This window comes from Pseudomonas sp. MF6396 (assembly GCF_002018915.1).
Taxonomy (GTDB): domain Bacteria; phylum Pseudomonadota; class Gammaproteobacteria; order Pseudomonadales; family Pseudomonadaceae; genus Aquipseudomonas; species Aquipseudomonas palmensis.
Genome location: NZ_MVOK01000020.1, coordinates 46,773 through 64,542, shown reverse-complemented (window position 1 = coordinate 64,542; position 17,770 = coordinate 46,773). Strand labels below are relative to the sequence as shown.

At 60.7% G+C, this 17,770-nt stretch carries 16 protein-coding genes and 2 tRNA genes; 17 read left to right on the top strand and 1 reads right to left on the bottom strand.

Going from position 1 to position 17,770, the window contains the following annotated elements; genetic code table 11:
• The first annotated feature begins 103 nt into the window (after positions 1-103).
• From carB to MF6396_RS19505, 3 genes are read left to right on the top strand one after another with little or no spacing between them, the layout of a single operon-like run.
• Entirely contained in the window at positions 104-3,325 is a 3,222-nt protein-coding gene (gene carB, locus MF6396_RS19515; RefSeq protein ID WP_043863828.1) for a carbamoyl-phosphate synthase large subunit, read from the top strand.
• Positions 3,322-3,804, top strand: coding sequence for a transcription elongation factor GreA (gene greA, locus MF6396_RS19510; RefSeq protein ID WP_078481340.1), 483 nt, complete (start codon positions 3,322-3,324; stop codon positions 3,802-3,804). Before carB ends, greA begins: the two co-directional genes overlap by 4 nt.
• 28 nt (positions 3,805-3,832) lie before the next feature.
• The gene (locus MF6396_RS19505; RefSeq protein ID WP_043863827.1) at positions 3,833-4,228 is read left to right on the top strand and encodes a hypothetical protein; all 396 of its coding nucleotides are present in this window, start codon (positions 3,833-3,835) and stop codon (positions 4,226-4,228) included.
• 12 nt (positions 4,229-4,240) lie between these two features.
• On the opposite strand, the gene yhbY is transcribed toward MF6396_RS19505, so the two are convergent.
• Positions 4,241-4,549, bottom strand: a complete 309-nt coding sequence (gene yhbY / locus MF6396_RS19500) for a ribosome assembly RNA-binding protein YhbY (RefSeq protein WP_038606752.1) — start codon at positions 4,547-4,549, stop codon at positions 4,241-4,243.
• 101 nt (positions 4,550-4,650) lie between these two features.
• On the opposite strand from yhbY, the gene rlmE reads away from it, so the two are divergent.
• The 14 genes from rlmE to rpsO all read left to right on the top strand — a co-directional run bounded on the left by rlmE (position 4,651) and on the right by rpsO (position 17,636).
• Positions 4,651-5,274, top strand: coding sequence for a 23S rRNA (uridine(2552)-2'-O)-methyltransferase RlmE (gene rlmE / locus MF6396_RS19495; RefSeq protein WP_043863826.1), 624 nt, complete (start codon positions 4,651-4,653; stop codon positions 5,272-5,274).
• A 212-nt stretch (positions 5,275-5,486) separates the two neighbouring features.
• On the top strand, positions 5,487-7,394 hold the full coding sequence (gene ftsH / locus MF6396_RS19490) for an ATP-dependent zinc metalloprotease FtsH (RefSeq protein WP_043863825.1): 1,908 nt from the start codon (positions 5,487-5,489) through the stop codon (positions 7,392-7,394).
• Between the two features lie 8 nt (positions 7,395-7,402).
• Complete coding sequence (gene folP, locus MF6396_RS19485; RefSeq protein ID WP_078481338.1) at positions 7,403-8,254, top strand: dihydropteroate synthase; 852 nt, start codon at positions 7,403-7,405, stop codon at positions 8,252-8,254.
• A 20-nt stretch (positions 8,255-8,274) separates the two neighbouring features.
• Positions 8,275-9,615: a phosphoglucosamine mutase gene (gene glmM, locus MF6396_RS19480; RefSeq protein WP_078481337.1), complete on the top strand. Its 1,341-nt coding sequence runs from the start codon at positions 8,275-8,277 to the stop codon at positions 9,613-9,615.
• A 66-nt stretch (positions 9,616-9,681) separates the two neighbouring features.
• Positions 9,682-10,437 (top strand): triose-phosphate isomerase, encoded by a 756-nt coding sequence (gene tpiA / locus MF6396_RS19475; RefSeq protein WP_043863822.1) that lies wholly within the window; start codon positions 9,682-9,684, stop codon positions 10,435-10,437.
• Positions 10,438-10,440: 3 nt separating this feature from the next.
• Positions 10,441-10,827: a preprotein translocase subunit SecG gene (gene secG / locus MF6396_RS19470; RefSeq protein WP_078481335.1), complete on the top strand. Its 387-nt coding sequence runs from the start codon at positions 10,441-10,443 to the stop codon at positions 10,825-10,827.
• A gap of 19 nt (positions 10,828-10,846) precedes the next feature.
• Positions 10,847-10,932, top strand: a tRNA-Leu gene (locus MF6396_RS19465).
• A 98-nt stretch (positions 10,933-11,030) separates the two neighbouring features.
• Positions 11,031-11,107: transfer RNA gene (locus tag MF6396_RS19460), tRNA-Met, on the top strand.
• 130 nt (positions 11,108-11,237) lie between these two features.
• Positions 11,238-11,696, top strand: a complete 459-nt coding sequence (rimP, locus tag MF6396_RS19455; protein ID WP_043863937.1) for a ribosome maturation factor RimP — start codon at positions 11,238-11,240, stop codon at positions 11,694-11,696.
• A 59-nt stretch (positions 11,697-11,755) separates the two neighbouring features.
• A complete protein-coding gene (gene nusA / locus MF6396_RS19450) occupies positions 11,756-13,237 on the top strand; it encodes a transcription termination factor NusA (RefSeq protein ID WP_043863821.1) in 1,482 nt (493 codons plus the stop codon).
• A 26-nt stretch (positions 13,238-13,263) separates the two neighbouring features.
• Positions 13,264-15,768, top strand: a complete 2,505-nt coding sequence (gene infB / locus MF6396_RS19445; protein ID WP_078481334.1) for a translation initiation factor IF-2 — start codon at positions 13,264-13,266, stop codon at positions 15,766-15,768.
• Positions 15,769-15,890: 122 nt separating this feature from the next.
• Positions 15,891-16,292 carry a 30S ribosome-binding factor RbfA gene (gene rbfA / locus MF6396_RS19440; RefSeq protein WP_043863819.1) on the top strand — a complete coding sequence of 134 codons (402 nt, stop codon included), beginning with the start codon at positions 15,891-15,893 and terminating at the stop codon, positions 16,290-16,292.
• Between the two features lie 3 nt (positions 16,293-16,295).
• Positions 16,296-17,213, top strand: a complete 918-nt coding sequence (gene truB / locus MF6396_RS19435) for a tRNA pseudouridine(55) synthase TruB (protein WP_043863818.1) — start codon at positions 16,296-16,298, stop codon at positions 17,211-17,213.
• Positions 17,214-17,366: 153 nt separating this feature from the next.
• Entirely contained in the window at positions 17,367-17,636 is a 270-nt protein-coding gene (gene rpsO, locus MF6396_RS19430; protein ID WP_010222985.1) for a 30S ribosomal protein S15, read from the top strand.
• Positions 17,637-17,770: the final 134 nt, after the last annotated feature.

Genomic DNA, 17,770 nt, shown 5'->3' with positions numbered 1-17,770 from the left:
CCCCGGAGGCAGCCCTGAACCGGCACAGGCCGCGTTCAGGCGCTCCTCGAGTGGATTGTTCGACACAGCTTGCCCACTGACCCGCGGATTTGAGTGACAACCCATGCCAAAACGTACAGACATCAAAAGCATCCTGATTCTCGGCGCCGGCCCGATCGTGATCGGCCAGGCCTGCGAATTCGACTACTCCGGCGCCCAGGCCTGCAAGGCCCTGCGCGAGGAGGGTTTTCGCGTCATCCTGGTGAACTCCAACCCGGCCACTATCATGACCGACCCGGCCATGGCCGACGCCACCTACATCGAGCCGATCAAGTGGCAGTCGGTGGCCAAGATCATCGAGAAGGAGCGCCCTGACGCGCTGCTGCCGACCATGGGCGGCCAGACCGCGCTGAACTGCGCACTGGACCTGGAGCGCGAAGGCGTCCTGGAAAAATTCGGCGTGGAAATGATCGGTGCCAACGCCGACACCATCGACAAGGCCGAAGACCGCTCGCGTTTCGACAAGGCCATGAAGGCCATCGGCCTGGAATGCCCGCGCTCGGGTATCGCCCACAGCATGGAAGAGGCCAATGCGGTGCTCGAGAAGCTGGGCTTCCCGTGCATTATCCGCCCGTCCTTCACCATGGGCGGCACTGGTGGCGGCATCGCCTACAACCGTGAAGAATTCGAAGAAATCTGCGCCCGTGGTCTGGACCTGTCGCCAACCAAGGAACTGCTGATCGACGAATCGCTGATCGGCTGGAAAGAGTACGAGATGGAAGTGGTCCGCGACAAAAAGGACAACTGCATCATTGTCTGCTCCATCGAGAACTTCGACCCGATGGGCGTGCACACCGGTGACTCGATCACCGTCGCACCGGCACAGACCCTGACCGACAAGGAATACCAGATCATGCGCAACGCCTCGCTGGCTGTGCTGCGTGAAATCGGTGTCGAAACCGGCGGCTCCAACGTGCAGTTCGGTATCTGCCCGGACACTGGCCGCATGGTCGTGATCGAGATGAACCCGCGGGTTTCGCGTTCCTCGGCCCTGGCCTCGAAAGCCACCGGCTTCCCGATCGCCAAGATCGCCGCCAAGCTGGCTGTTGGCTACACCCTCGACGAACTGCAGAACGACATCACCGGTGGTCGCACGCCGGCCTCGTTCGAGCCGTCGATCGACTACGTCGTCACCAAGCTGCCACGCTTTGCCTTCGAAAAATTCCCGAAAGCCGATGCCCGCCTGACCACCCAGATGAAATCCGTGGGTGAAGTCATGGCTATCGGCCGCACCTTCCAGGAGTCGCTGCAGAAAGCCCTGCGCGGCCTGGAAGTCGGTGTATGCGGGCTGGACCCGAAAGTCGACCTGGCCAGCCCGGAAGCTGCTAGCATCCTCAAGCGCGAGCTGACCGTGCCGGGCGCCGAGCGTATCTGGTACGTGGCCGACGCCATGCGTTCGGGCATGAGCGTGGATGAAATCTTCGCCCTGACCATGATCGACCGCTGGTTCCTGGTGCAGATGGAAGACCTGATCAAGGAAGAAGAGAAGGTCAAGACCCTGGGCCTGGCCGATATCGACAAGGCACTGATGCTGCGCCTCAAGCGCAAGGGCTTCTCTGACCAGCGCCTGGCCAAGCTGCTGGGCATCACCGACAAGAACCTGCGTCGTCACCGCCACAAGCTCGAGATCTTCCCGGTCTACAAGCGCGTCGATACCTGCGCTGCCGAGTTCGCCACCGACACCGCCTATCTGTACTCCACCTACGAGGAAGAGTGCGAGGCCAACCCGTCGACCCGCGACAAGATCATGATCCTGGGTGGCGGCCCCAACCGTATCGGCCAGGGCATCGAGTTCGACTACTGCTGCGTCCATGCGGCACTGGCACTGCGTGAAGACGGCTACGAGACCATCATGGTCAACTGCAACCCGGAGACCGTCTCCACCGATTACGATACCTCCGACCGCCTGTACTTCGAGCCGCTGACCCTGGAAGACGTGCTGGAAGTGGTGCGTGTCGAGAAGCCGAAGGGCGTCATCGTGCACTACGGCGGCCAGACTCCGCTGAAACTGGCCCGCGCCCTGGAAGAAGCCGGCGTACCGATCATCGGTACCAGCCCGGACTCCATCGACCGCGCCGAAGACCGTGAGCGCTTCCAGCAGATGGTTCAGCGCCTGAACCTGCTGCAGCCGCCAAACGCCACCGTGCGCAGCGAAGACGAAGCGATTCGTGCCGCCGGCGTCATCGGTTACCCGCTGGTGGTGCGCCCGTCCTACGTACTGGGCGGCCGTGCGATGGAGATTGTCTACGAACTGGACGAACTCAAGCGCTACCTGCGTGAAGCGGTGCAGGTGTCCAACGACAGCCCTGTGCTGCTGGACCACTTCCTCAACTGCGCCATCGAGATGGACGTGGATGCGGTCTGCGACGGCACCGACGTGGTGATCGGCGCGATCATGCAGCACATCGAGCAGGCCGGTGTTCACTCCGGTGACTCGGCATGCTCGCTGCCGCCGTACTCGCTGCCTGCCCACGTGCAGGACGAAGTGCGCGACCAGGTCAAGAAGATGGCCCTGGAGCTGGGCGTTGTCGGCCTGATGAACGTGCAGCTGGCGCTGCAGGGCGACAAGATCTACGTGATCGAGGTCAACCCGCGTGCTTCGCGTACCGTACCGTTCGTGTCCAAGTGCATCGGCACCTCGCTGGCGATGATTGCGGCTCGCGTCATGGCCGGCAAGACCCTGAAAGAGATCGGTTTCACCCAGGAAATCATTCCGAACTTCTACAGCGTGAAGGAAGCGGTGTTCCCGTTCGCGAAGTTCCCGGGCGTCGATCCGATCCTCGGCCCTGAAATGAAGTCCACCGGTGAAGTCATGGGTGTCGGCGACACCTTCGGCGAAGCCTTCGCCAAGGCCCAGATGGGCGCCAGCGAAGTGCTGCCGACCGGCGGCACCGCGTTCATCAGCGTGCGTGACGACGACAAGCCGCAGGTGGCTGGCGTTGCCCGCGACCTGATCAACCTGGGCTTCGAAGTGGTTGCCACGGCCGGTACCGCCAAGATCATCGAGGCGGCAGGCCTGAAAGTGCGTCGCGTGAACAAGGTGACCGAAGGTCGTCCGCACGTGGTCGACATGATCAAGAACGACGAAGTGTCGCTGATCATCAACACCACCGAAGGTCGCCAGTCGATTGCCGACTCCTACTCGATTCGTCGCAATGCGTTGCAGCACAAGATCTACTGCACCACGACCATTGCGGCCGGTGAAGCCATCTGCGAAGCGCTGAAGTTCGGTCCGGAAAAAACCGTACGTCGCTTGCAGGATCTGCATGCAGGACTCAAAGCATGAGTATTACCAAATACCCGATGACCGTTCAGGGCGCTCGCGCCCTGGAGGAAGAGCATCTCTTCCTGAGCAAGACCGAACGCCCGCGCCTGAGCCAGGCGATTGGCGAAGCCCGTGAGCTGGGCGACCTCAAGGAAAACGCCGAGTACCACGCTGCCCGTGAAGAGCAGGGCATGGTCGAGGCGCGTATCCGCGATATCGAAGGCCGCCTGCAGAATGCGGTAGTGATCGACGTTACCACCATTGCCCACACGGGCAAGGTGATCTTCGGTACCACCGTGAACCTTGAAAACACCGAAACCGGCGATCAGGTGACCTACCAGATCGTTGGTGAGGACGAAGCGGACGTCAAGAACGGCAAGCTCTCGGTCGGTGCTCCGATCGCCCGCGCCATCATCGGCAAGGAAGAGGGTGACACTGTGGTGATCAAGACGCCGAGCGGCACAGTCGAGTACGAGATTGTCGAAGTTCGTCACATTTGATCGCCCGCGCGGCTTTGCCGCGTCGGCAGTGATCTGGCAGCTGGCCCAGGTGCTCTGGGTCGGCGGCGTGTGGATGTTGCATTTTGCGGTGCTGCCGGTGCTGGGCCAGATTGGCCTGGCGCCGCTGTTGATCGAGGATTTTGGCGTGCTGGCCGCGTCGCTGCTGGTCGCCTTTGCGGCGGTGGGCTGCGGCGTGCAGGTGCTGGTGCTGATTCAGGCCGAAGGGATGGCCAGCCTGTGGCGAGACATGCGTGGGCAACTGCTGCTGATGGCAGTGGCGGCGTGCGTGATGTATTTCGTCTTGCGGGTTGGCGGGGCGGGGCAGTTGCGTTGGCAGCTGTTCTGCTACCTGGTGCTGGGCCTCAGCGGTTTGCTGCTGGTGCTGCAGCCGCCGCCGGGCAGGGCGCGCAAGGCGCGCCACTGAACGGCGCGAACATCACTTGTAGCGGTGGATGTTCGACAGTTGCTTGTTGGGCTGCGGGTTGCGGCGATAGATCAGTGCCTTCTTGCCGATGGTCTGCACCAGTTCGGCGCGGCCGGCCTTGCACAGTGCGGCAATGGCGGCGGCACGTTCTTCGCGGTCTTCCGAGCGGATCTCTACCTTGATCAGTTCGTGATCGGCCAGGGCGCGCTCGAGTTCGGCGATAACCCCTTCAGTCAGGCCGTTGCCTGCCACAATCAGAACTGGTTTCAGGTCGTGGCCAATGGATTTGTACTGTTTCTTCTGCTCGTTATTGAGCGGCATAATCTGACCCTTTGTCTAGATTCTGTAAAAATGGCGGCCATTTTACCCGAGGGCCCGTGGATCCGCCCAGTTAATCACGACCCTTATCATCGAGGTGCCCAGTGGCGCGTTCCAAGACAAGCCTTGGCTGGCTGAAAGAACACTTCAACGATCCTTACGTCAAAAAGGCGCAAAAGGACGGATATCGCTCGCGCGCGAGCTACAAATTGCTCGAAATCCAGGAAAAGTACCGTTTGATCCGCCCGGGCATGAGCGTGATCGATCTGGGCGCGGCGCCCGGTGGCTGGTCGCAGGTGACCAGTCGTCTGATTGGCGGTCAGGGGCGTCTGATCGCCTCCGACATCCTCGAAATGGACAGTATTCCCGACGTTACCTTCATCCAGGGCGACTTTACCCAGGATGAAGTGCTGGCGCAGATTCTCGAGGCGGTCGGTAATTCGCACGTAGACCTTGTGATTTCCGATATGGCCCCCAATATGAGTGGTACGCCCGCTGTGGATATGCCCAAGGCCATGTTCCTGTGCGAGCTGGCCCTTGATCTGGCGACCCGGGTACTCAAGCCGGGTGGCGATTTTCTGATCAAGATCTTTCAGGGCGAGGGGTTTGACGTCTACCTCAAGGACGCCCGCAAGAAATTCGACAAGGTGCAGATGCTCAAGCCCGATTCTTCACGCGATCGCTCCCGCGAGCAGTACATGCTGGGGCGTGGCTACAAGGGCGAGTAGGGCTTCAGGCCGGCAGCTTCCAGGGTATCCGATAGCTATTTCCAATCGGATGTCCTGCCTGACCTGGATGAACATCGTGTAGTCTAGGTTTCACAAAGGGTTACAGACGGCGCCTGCAGACATGTAGGTAATGTAGTAAGTTAAGCCGGTGATTATCATGCGAGGCACGGCTGCGCCTAAGGCCTGCCTCAGAGGGTAGCTAATTGAACGACATGGCAAAGAATCTGATCCTGTGGTTGATCATCGCCGCGGTCCTGGTGACTGTGATGAACAACTTCTCCAGCCCGAACGAGCCGCAGACCCTCAACTATTCCGACTTCATTCAGCAGGTCAAGGATGGCAAGGTCGAGCGTGTGACGGTCGACGGTGCAGTCATCATTGGTAAGCGTACCGACGGCGACAGCTTCAAGACCGTGCGTCCCGCGATCGCCGACAACGGCCTGATCGGCGACCTGGTCGACAACCACGTCGTGGTCGAAGGCAAGCAGCCTGAACAACAAAGCATCTGGACCCAGTTGCTGGTCGCCAGCTTCCCGATCCTGGTCATCATCGCCGTGTTCATGTTCTTCATGCGCCAGATGCAGGGCGGTGCCGGTGGCAAGGGTGGGCCGATGAGTTTCGGCAAGAGCAAGGCGCGCCTGCTCTCCGAAGACCAGGTCAAGACCACCCTGGCCGACGTCGCAGGTTGCGACGAAGCCAAGGAAGAGGTTGGCGAGCTGGTCGAGTTCCTGCGTGATCCAGGCAAGTTCCAGCGCCTGGGCGGTCGTATTCCGCGCGGCGTGCTGATGGTCGGCCCGCCCGGTACCGGTAAGACCCTGCTGGCCAAGGCCATTGCGGGTGAGGCCAAGGTGCCGTTCTTCACCATTTCCGGTTCCGACTTCGTTGAAATGTTCGTGGGTGTCGGTGCCAGCCGTGTACGTGACATGTTCGAGCAGGCCAAGAAGCACGCACCGTGCATCATCTTCATCGACGAAATCGACGCCGTCGGTCGCCACCGTGGCGCCGGCATGGGCGGTGGTCATGACGAGCGCGAGCAGACCCTCAACCAGTTGCTGGTGGAGATGGACGGCTTCGAAATGAACGATGGCATCATCGTGATCGCCGCTACCAACCGTCCGGACGTGCTTGATCCTGCGTTGCTGCGTCCAGGTCGTTTCGACCGCCAAGTGGTCGTGGGCCTGCCCGACATCCGTGGTCGCGAGCAGATTCTCAAGGTGCACATGCGCAAGACGCCGATCGGCGACAACGTGAACCCTGCCGTAATCGCTCGTGGTACGCCCGGCTTCTCCGGTGCCGACCTGGCCAACCTGGTCAACGAGGCGTCGCTGTTCGCTGCGCGCGGCGGCAAGCGTGTGGTCGAGATGAAGGAGTTCGAGCTGGCCAAGGACAAGATCATGATGGGCGCCGAGCGCAAGTCGATGGTCATGTCCGAGAAAGAGAAGCAGAACACCGCTTACCACGAGGCGGGTCATGCCATCGTCGGTCGCGTGGTGCCCGAGCACGACCCGGTGTACAAGGTCTCGATCATTCCGCGCGGTCGCGCCCTGGGCGTCACCATGTTCTTGCCGGAAGAGGACCGCTACAGCCTGTCCAAGCGTGCGCTGATCAGTCAGATCTGCTCGTTGTACGGTGGTCGTATCGCCGAGGAAATGACCCTTGGCTTCGATGGCGTTACCACGGGTGCCTCCAACGACATCATGCGAGCCAGCCAGATCGCTCGCAACATGGTCACCAAGTGGGGCTTGTCGGAAAAACTCGGCCCGCTGATGTACGCCGAAGAAGAAGGCGAGGTGTTCCTGGGCCGCAGTGCCGGTTCCCAGCACGCCAGCGTTTCGGGCGAGACGGCCAAGTTGATCGACTCCGAGGTGCGCAGCATCATCGACCAGTGCTATGCCACTGCCAAGCAGATCCTCACCGAAAACCGTGACAAGCTCGATGCAATGGCCGATGCACTGATGAAGTACGAGACCATCGATGCTGACCAGATCGACGACATCATGGCCGGTCGCGAGCCGCGTGAGCCACGTGACTGGGAAGGTGGTTCGGGCACTTCGGGCACCTCTGCCACGCAAGGTGATCGCCCCGAGTCCCCGATCGGTGGTCCGGCGGCGCAGCTCTAAGGGTTGACATGACTTCACAGCAGTACCCAACCCGGTTGCCTTGCGGCAACCGGGTTCTCGACCTTTCCCGTACCCATGTGATGGGTATCCTCAACATAACTCCTGATTCCTTCTCGGACGGCGGTCGCTTCACCCAGCGTGATGCGGCCTTGCGCCATGCCGAAGCGATGGTGGCGGCCGGTGCTACGCTTGTCGATGTCGGTGGGGAGTCCACCCGGCCAGGTGCACGCGTGGTCACTGCTCTCGAAGAGCTCGAGCGGGTTGCACCCATTGTCGAGGCGATCAGTCGCGAGCTGGATGTCATCATCTCGGTCGATACCTCGACGCCGGCGGTGATCCGCGAGACTGCCCGCCTGGGCGCGGGGCTGATCAACGATGTGCGCTCGCTGACCCGCGATGGCGCCCTGGATGCCGCTGCAGCCACCGGTTTGCCGGTCTGCCTTATGCACATGCGCGGCGAGCCCGGCGACATGCAGAACAACCCGCACTATGACGATGTGACCGTCGAGGTGGCGATGTTTCTCGAGCAGCGCATGGCAGCCTGTGCTTCGGTGGGTATCGGCGCCGAAAAGATTGTGCTCGATCCGGGCTTTGGTTTTGCCAAGACGCTTGCGCACAACCTCAGCCTGTTCAAGCATATGCAGGACCTTTATCGCCTGGGCCGCCCCCTCCTGGTGGGCGTTTCGCGCAAGAGCATGATCGGCCTGGCGCTGGAGCGTCCGGTCGGTGAGCGGCTTTATGGCAGCCTGGCGCTTGCTGCGCTGGCGATGACCCGGGGTGCGAGCATCCTGCGGGTTCACGATGTTGCCGAGACCGTCGACGTGGTACGGATGATTGCAGCGATTGAAGCCGCCGAATAAGAGTGACGGAGCATTTCACGATGAGCAGAAAATATTTTGGTACCGACGGCATTCGTGGCCGTGTCGGCGAATACCCGATCACGCCGGATTTCATGCTCAAGCTCGGTTGGGCCGCAGGCATGGCCTTTCGCAAGCTCGGCGCCTGCCGGGTGCTCGTAGGCAAGGACACGCGTATCTCCGGCTACATGTTCGAGTCGGCCCTTGAGGCCGGTCTGTCTGCGGCGGGCGCAGATGTGCTGCTGCTCGGCCCGATGCCGACGCCGGCCATCGCCTACCTGACCCGCACCTTTCATGCCGAAGCCGGGATCGTCATCAGTGCGTCGCACAATCCGCATGACGACAACGGCATCAAGTTCTTCTCCGGTCAGGGCACCAAGCTGCCCGACGATGTGGAGCAGATGATCGAGGAGTTGCTCGACAAGCCCATGACCGTGGTCGAGTCGAGCAAGCTGGGCAAGGTGTCGCGCATCAACGACGCGGCCGGCCGCTACATCGAGTTCTGCAAGAGCAGCGTGCCGACCAGTACCGATTTCGCCGGCCTCAAGCTGGTGGTCGACTGCGCCCACGGCGCCACGTACAAGGTGGCCCCCAGCGTGTTTCGCGAGCTCGGCGCCGATGTCACGGTGCTGGCAGCGCAGCCGGATGGCCTCAACATCAACGAGAACTGCGGTTCGACCCATATCGAGTCGCTTCAGGCGGCGGTGCTGGTAGGGCATGCCGACCTGGGGATCGCGTTCGACGGTGACGGTGACCGGGTGCTGATGGTCGACCATACCGGCGCGATCGTCGATGGTGACGAATTGCTGTTCATCATTGCCCGTGACCTCCAGGAGCGTGGCAAGCTCAATGGTGGCGTTGTGGGTACGCTGATGAGCAACCTGGGCCTCGAACTGGCCTTGCAGGAGCTCTCGATACCGTTTGTGCGTGCCAAGGTGGGTGACCGCTATGTGATTGCCGAACTGCTGGAGCGCGACTGGAACATCGGCGGCGAGAACTCCGGGCACGTGGTGTGCTTCAGTCATACCACCACAGGGGATGCGATCATCGCTGCCCTGCAGGTGCTGATGGCGCTCAAGCGTCGCGGTGAAACCCTGGCTCAGGCCCGTCAGGCGCTGCGCAAATGCCCGCAGGTGCTGATCAATGTTCGCTTTGGCGAGAGCAAGGTAGACCCTGTCGAGCACCCGGCGGTCAAGCAGGCCTGCGAGCGGGTCACCGAGGCCATGGCGGGTCGTGGTCGCGTGCTGCTGCGCAAGTCCGGCACAGAGCCACTGGTGCGTGTGATGGTCGAAGGTGATGACGAAAGTCAGGTGCGCGGCTATGCCGAGGAACTGGCAAAGCTGGTAACTGAAGTTTGCGCCTGATTAGCGCTTGCCAGTGGTGATCGGGTTGGGTAACATCTGCGCCCACTTTGACCGACGAGGTACAGCATGCGTCGCCCTATGGTAGCTGGTAACTGGAAGATGCACGGTACCCGCGCCAGCGTCGCTGAGCTGATCAAGGGCTTGAGCAATCTAGCCCTGCCGAGCGGTGTTGAAGTCGCGGTGTTCCCGCCCTGCCTGTACATCAATCAAGCGATTGAAGGGTTGCAGGGCAAGTCGATAGCCGTGGGTGCTCAGGATTCTGCGGTAGAGCCCCAGCAAGGCGCGCTGACCGGTGAGGTTGCTCCGAGTCAGCTGGTCGATGCGGGATGTGAGCTGGTGCTGATCGGGCACTCGGAGCGTCGCCAGATACTGGGCGAAAGCGACGAAGTGCTGAATCGCAAGTTCGCTGCGGCTCAGGCTTGCGGGTTGAAGCCTGTGCTCTGTGTAGGGGAAACCCTGGAGGAGCGCGAAGCTGGCAAGACGCTTGAGGTTGTAGGGCGTCAGTTGAGCAGCATCATCGACGCATTCGGTGTTGAGGCCTTCGCCAGTGCAATCATTGCCTATGAGCCTGTATGGGCCATCGGCACCGGCCTCACGGCCAGCCCGCAACAGGCTCAGGATGTGCACAAGGCCATTCGTGAGCAACTGGCGGCAAAGAATTCAGAGGTCGCGATGAATGTGCGGCTTCTATACGGCGGCAGCGTGAAGGCGGCCAATGCGGCTGAGCTGTTCGGCATGCCGGATATCGATGGGGGGCTCATTGGTGGAGCTTCCCTGAACGCAGACGAATTCGGTGCAATTTGTCGCGCCGCAGGAAACTGAAAAATGCTGGAAACAGTCGTAGTAGTTTTTCATCTGTTGGGCGCACTGGGTTTGGTAGTGCTGGTGTTGCTGCAACAGGGTAAAGGTGCGGAAGCAGGTGCATCTTTCGGCGCAGGGGCTTCAAATACTGTGTTCGGAAGCCAAGGTTCTGCTACCTTTCTTAGTAAGTTTACTGCTATACTTGCCGCCAGTTTCTTCATAACCGCCCTGGGGTTAGGTTACTTTGCTAAAGAGAAAGCTCATCAGCTGACTCAGGTAGGGCTTCCAGATCCAGCGGTACTTGAAGTGAAGCAGCAAAAACCGGCAACAGATGATGTACCGGTGCTCCAGGAGCAACAGGCACCCGCCAGCAACACCGGCGATGTACCTCCAGCTCAAGAGCAGAAGTAACGGGTTTCAAAGTAGTATTGCCGAGGTGGTGGAATTGGTAGACACGCAACCTTGAGGTGGTTGTGCCCATAGGGTGTAGGGGTTCGAGTCCCCTTCTCGGTACCAATTGAAACAAGACAGCCCGCTACAGCGGGCTTTCTTGTAGGTGGAGGTTAGATTGACCCCTCGCTGGGTTCGGTCGTATACTTTCGCCCCAGCTTTGACGCGGGGTGGAGCAGTCTGGTAGCTCGTCGGGCTCATAACCCGAAGGTCGTTGGTTCAAATCCAGCCCCCGCAACCAGTTTCAGCAGAGCCCCTTTTCAGGGGCTTTTTGTTAGCTGATCAGTTCTCAGCGCCGGTATTCACCCGGCGTATCAGGGATGGGCGCTTCGCCCATTTTTTATTTGCATAGCATGCACAAGGGGGTTCAGGTGTCGAGCAAGCTAGAAGAGTTGCAGGCCTTGTTGGCCCCGGTGGTCGTGGCCCTAGGCTATGAATGCTGGGGTATCGAGTTTTCGGCTCAAGGCCGCCACTCAATGTTGCGCGTTTATATCGACAAAGAAGGCGGTGTGCTGGTGGATGACTGCGCCATCGTCAGCCGTCAGATCAGCGGCATTCTGGATGTCGAAGATCCCATTTCCGTTGAATACACCCTTGAAGTTTCCTCTCCTGGCATGGAACGCCCGCTGTTCACACTTGAACAGTTTGCAAAGTATGTCGGTGAGCAGGTGAAGATTAAACTGCGCTCGCCTTTCGAAGGTCGACGTAATTTTCAGGGCCTTCTGCGCGGTGTGGAAGAGCAGGATGTCGTGGTGCAGGTAGATGACCACGAATTCCTTCTGCCGATCGACATGATCGACAAGGCCAACATTATTCCCAGTTTTGACTGAGACATGCCGGGTCCGATAGTTCGTGCGGACCCAATGGCTTGCGAAAGGCGAGGCGTACGATGAGCAAAGAAGTACTGCTGGTTGTTGAGTCGGTATCCAATGAAAAGGGTGTACCGGCAGACGTGATTTTCGAAGCATTGGAAGTGGCCCTGGCCACTGCTACCAAGAAGCGCTTCGAAGATGAAGTCGACCTGCGTGTGGAGATCAACCGCCACACCGGTAACTACGAGACCTTCCGTCGCTGGACGGTGGTCGAGGAAGAGGATCTTGACGATCCTGCGATCGAAACCTGGCCAAGCAAGATTCAGGAAACCCATCCTGAAGCCAAGGTTGGCGATGTCATCGAAGAGAAGATCGAGTCCATCGAATTCGGCCGCATCGCTGCACAGACCGCCAAGCAGGTCATCGTGCAGAAGGTCCGCGAAGCCGAGCGCGCACAGGTGGTCGATGCCTATCGCGAGCGTCTGGGCGAAATCATCTCGGGTACCGTCAAGAAGGTTACCCGTGACAACGTGATCGTCGACCTGGGCAACAACGCCGAAGCGCTGCTGGCCCGTGAAGACATCATCTCCCGCGAGACTTTCCGTGTCGGTGTGCGTGTACGTGCACTGCTCAAGGAAATCCGCACCGAAAACCGCGGCCCGCAGCTGATCCTGTCGCGTACCGCGCCCCAGATGCTGATCGAACTGTTCCGCATCGAAGTGCCGGAAATCGCCGAGGGCCTTATCGAGGTCATGGCGGCTTCCCGTGACCCGGGTTCTCGCGCCAAGATCGCTGTCCGCTCCAAGGACAAGCGCATCGACCCGCAAGGCGCCTGCATCGGTATGCGCGGTTCGCGCGTACAGGCAGTGTCTGGCGAGTTGGGCGGCGAGCGAGTGGATATCGTCCTGTGGGACGACAACCCGGCCCAGTTTGTCATCAACGCCATGTCGCCGGCAGAAGTCGCGGCGATCATCGTTGATGAAGATGCCCACGCGATGGACATCGCTGTAGCCGCGGACAACCTGGCGCAAGCCATTGGCCGTGGTGGTCAGAACGTACGTCTGGCCAGCCAGTTGACCGGCTGGACCCTGAACGTGATGACCGAGTCGGACATCCAGGCCAAGCAACAAGCTGAAACCGGCGACATTCTGCGTAACTTCATCGAAGAGCTGGAAGTCGACGAAGAGCTGGCGCAGGTTCTCGTTGACGAAGGTTTCACCAGCCTGGAAGAAATTGCCTACGTACCGCTGGAAGAAATGCTCAACATCGATGGCTTCGACGAGGAGATCGTCAACGAACTCCGCGCGCGTGCCAAGGACCGCCTGTTGACCAAAGCCATCGCTACTGAGGAAAAACTGGCAGACGCCCATCCGGCCGAAGACCTGCTCTCGCTTGAGGGTATGGACAAGGATCTGGCGGCGGAACTGGCGGTGCGCGGCGTGGTTACCCGCGAAGACCTGGCCGAGCAGTCGATTGATGACCTGCTCGACATCGACGGCATCGACGAAGAACGTGCCGGCAAGTTGATCATGGCCGCCCGAGCCCACTGGTTCGAGTAAGTAGGCTGGCCTGAGGAGAGAAGTGCATGACGCAAGTCACGGTGAAAGAATTGGCCCAAGAGGTCGCTGCACCGGTAGAGCGCCTGCTGCAGCAGATGCGTGAGGCAGGTCTGCCGCACACCGACGCCGGTCAGGTAGTGACCGACAGTGAGAAGCAGGCTCTGCTGACCCACTTGAAAAGCAGCCACAAGGCGAAGGTGGAAGAGCCGCGCAAGATTACCTTGCAGCGCAAGACCACCAGCACCCTGCGTGTTGCTGGTAGCAAGAGCATCAGCGTAGAAGTACGCAAGAAGAAAGTTTTCGTACAGCGCAGCCCCGAAGAAATCCAGGCTGAGCAGAATCGCGAGTTGGAAGAACGTCGTGCCGCTGAAAACGCAGCACGCGAAAAGTCTGAAGCTGAAGCGCGTAAACGTGCCGAAGAATCCGCCAGCCGTCAGCCGGCCAGCGCCCCTGCGCCAGCCGCTGCAGCACCGGCCGTGACAGCTGCGCCTGCAACTGCCGAACCGGTTGCAGCTCCGGCCCCGGGTGTCGAGCGCAAGAAAGCCGAAGACGCCCGTCGCAACGACAAGTCGCGTGACGACGACCGCCGTGGTGGCGAGCGCCGCAACGAGGCCCCGCGCGTATCGGTCAAGGTCAAGGAAAAGGAAAAGGCGCCAGCTCCACGTGCCGCCCCACGTACCACCGAAGAGGAAAGCGACAGCTTCCGCCGTGGTGGCCGTGGCAAGGGCAAGATGAAGAAGCGCAATGCCCACGGCTTCCAGAGCCCGACCGGTCCGGTTATCCGCGACGTGGCCATTGGCGAGACCATCACCGTTTCCGAGCTGGCACAGCAGATGTCGGTCAAGGCCGCTGAAGTCGTCAAGTTCATGTTCAAGATGGGTACTCCGGTCACCATCAACCAGGTGCTCGATCAGGAAACTGCTCAGCTGATCGCCGAAGAGCTGGGCCACAAGGTCACGCTGGTCAGCGACAACGCGCTGGAAGATTCCCTGGCCGAGTCCCTGAAGTTCGAAGGCGAGTCGTTCTCCCGTGCGCCGGTCGTGACCGTAATGGGCCACGTTGACCACGGTAAGACTTCCCTGCTCGACTACATCCGTCGTGCCAAGGTAGCTGCCGGCGAAGCCGGTGGTATCACCCAGCACATCGGTGCGTACCACGTGGAAACCGACCGTGGCATGGTCACCTTCCTCGACACCCCGGGTCACGCCGCGTTTACCGCAATGCGTGCCCGTGGTGCCAAGGCGACCGACATCGTGATCCTGGTGGTCGCGGCGGACGACGGCGTGATGCCGCAAACCCGTGAAGCGGTACAGCACGCCAAGGCGGCAGGTGTTCCACTGGTCGTTGCAGTGAACAAGATCGACAAGCCAGGTGCAGACCTGGACCGCATCCGCAACGAACTGGCCGTCGAAGGCGTGACCTCCGAGGACTGGGGTGGCGACACGCCATTCGTCAAGGTTTCGGCCAAGATGGGTACCGGCGTCGACGAACTGCTCGAAGCCGTTCTGCTGCAAGCCGAGATCCTCGAGCTCAAGGCCACCCCATCGGCCCCTGGCCGTGGTGTCGTGGTCGAGTCGCGCCTGGACAAGGGCCGTGGCCCGGTGGCTACCGTGCTGGTTCAGGACGGTACCCTGCGTCAGGGCGACATGGTGCTGTGCGGTTCGAACTACGGCCGTGTACGGGCCATGCTCGACGAGAACGGCAAGCCTGTTAAGGAAGCCGGCCCGTCGATCCCGGTCGAGATTCTCGGCCTGGATGGCACCCCGGATGCCGGTGACGAACTGAGCGTGGTTGCCGACGAGAAGAAAGCCCGTGAAGTGGCTCTGTTCCGTCAAGGCAAGTTCCGCGAAGTCAAACTGGCACGTGCCCACGCTGGCAAGCTCGAGAACATCTTCGAGAACATGGGCCAGGAAGAGAAGAAGACCCTCAACATCGTACTCAAGTCCGATGTGCGTGGTTCTCTGGAGGCCCTGCAGGGCTCCCTCAGCGGTCTTGGCAACGACGAAGTACAGGTTCGCGTGATCGGCGGCGGTGTCGGTGGTATCACCGAGAGCGACGCCAACCTGGCCCTGGCTTCCAATGCAGTACTGTTCGGCTTCAACGTGCGTGCCGATGCCGGCGCGCGCAAGATCGTCGAGCAGGAAGGTCTGGATATGCGTTACTACAACGTGATCTACGACATCATTGAAGACGTCAAGAAAGCCCTGACCGGCATGCTCGGCAGCGATGTTCGCGAGAACATCCTGGGTATCGCCGAAGTGCGTGACGTGTTCCGTTCGCCGAAGTTCGGCGCCATCGCCGGCTGCATGGTCACCGAGGGTGTGGTTTACCGCAACCGTCCGATTCGCGTACTGCGCGACGACGTGGTGATCTTCGAAGGCGAACTGGAGTCGCTGCGTCGCTTCAAGGACGATGCGTCCGAAGTGCGTGCCGGCATGGAGTGCGGTATTGGCGTCAAGAGCTACAACGACGTCAAGGTCGGCGACAAGATCGAAGTCTTCGAGAAAGTCCAAGTGGCTCGCACGCTCTAAGCCGCGAGCTTGGGAGCCGCAGATCGCCCGCCGCAAGGCGCAGGTCGGCGGCTCTGAACGCAACGCCCGGTCAGGCCCAAGCCTGGCCGGGCGTTTGCCGCTTTAGTTACAGGTAGCAAAACATGGCAAAAGAATACAGCCGTACCCAACGTATCGGCGATCAGATGCAGCGCGAACTGGCGCAACTGATCCGTCGCGAAGTCAAAGATCCGCGCGTCGGCCTGGTGACCATCACCGCCGTCGACGTCAGCCGCGATGTCGGCCACGCCAAGGTGTTCATCACCGTGATGGGCGAGGACAGCGCAGAAGACATCAAGCAAAGCCTCAAGGTGCTCAACAGCGCCGCCGGTTTCCTGCGCATGCAACTGGGCAAGGAAATGAAGCTGCGCAGCGTGCCGCAACTGCACTTCCACTACGACGAGAGCGTGACCCGCGGTGCCCATCTGTCGGCACTGATCGAGCGCGCGGTCGCCGAGGACAGCCAGCACAAGTCCGACGATACCCCCCTGGACACCAAGGAGTAAGCGGTGGCTCAGGTCAAGCGTATCCGTCGTAACGTCAGCGGCATCATCCTGCTCGACAAGCCGTTGGGGTTCACCTCCAATGCTGCCCTGCAGAAGGTGCGCTGGCTGCTCAACGCCGAGAAGGCCGGACATACCGGCAGCCTCGACCCGCTGGCCAGTGGCGTGCTGCCGCTGTGCTTCGGCGAGGCGACCAAGTTCTCGCAATACCTGCTCGAGTCCGACAAGGGCTACGAGACGGTGATGCAACTGGGGCAGACCACCAACACGGGCGACGCCGAAGGCGAAATTCTGCAAACCCGCGAAGTGACCGTTGGTCGCAGCGACGTTGAAGCCGTACTGCCACAGTTTCGTGGTCCAATCAGCCAGATACCGCCGATGTACTCGGCGCTCAAGCGCGATGGCCAGCCGCTGTACAAGCTGGCACGTGCAGGCGAAGTAGTGGAGCGTGAAGCGCGTTCTGTTACTATTAACCGCTTGGAGCTGCTCGAGTGCGAAGGCACCCGGGTACGCCTCTCGGTAGGCTGCAGCAAGGGCACCTACATCCGTACGCTGGTAGAGGACATCGGTGAGCAGCTGGGCTGCGGCGCCTATGTTGCAGAACTGCGCCGTACGCATGCCGGCCCCTTCGAGCTGGCCCAGACCGTCACCCTCGAAGAGCTCGAGCAGGTGCACGCCGAAGGTGGCAACGAAGCGGTCGACCGCTTCCTGATGCCATCGGACAGCGGGTTGCAGGACTGGCCGTTGCTGCACTTCTCCGAGCACAGCGCGTTCTACTGGCTGCATGGTCAGCCGGTGCGTGCACCGGATGCGCCGAAGTTCGGCATGGTCCGCGTGCAGGATCACAACGGTCGTTTCATCGGTATCGGTGAAGTGAGCGAAGACGGGCGCATTGCGCCACGTCGACTGATTCGGTCGGAATGATCGAAACCTTCAGTGTCGGGTTCAGGCCCGGCACTGGCGGGCAAGAGGATGGCTGTCAATAGGCACGGTCACGCCTCACTTTTAAATACAGGGATCTGTCCCTGGCCTATTGGAAACCGTGTGTACGGTTTCCCTTGATATTGGAGAAGCCAGATGGCACTCAGCGTTGAAGAAAAAGCAAAGATCGTTGGCGAATACCAGCAAGCAGCCGGTGACACCGGTAGCCCGGAAGTGCAGGTTGCCCTGCTGACCGCCAACATCAACAAGCTGCAAGGCCACTTCAAGGCCAACGGTAAAGACCACCACTCCCGTCGTGGTCTGATCCGCATGGTAAACCAGCGTCGCAAGCTGCTGGACTACCTGAAAGGTAAAGACACCACTCGTTACAGCGCCCTGATCGGTCGTCTGGGCCTGCGTCGCTAATAGCGGCCTGGTCAGTGGTGTGCACGGCGTGCTGCTGTCATCCGCCGAGGGCTTCGGCCCCCGCGCGGGTGAGCACGCCGCGCGTATCTATGAGGTTGGCTGTCTGCCTCGCCCGCGCGGTTTACCGCAAGGGC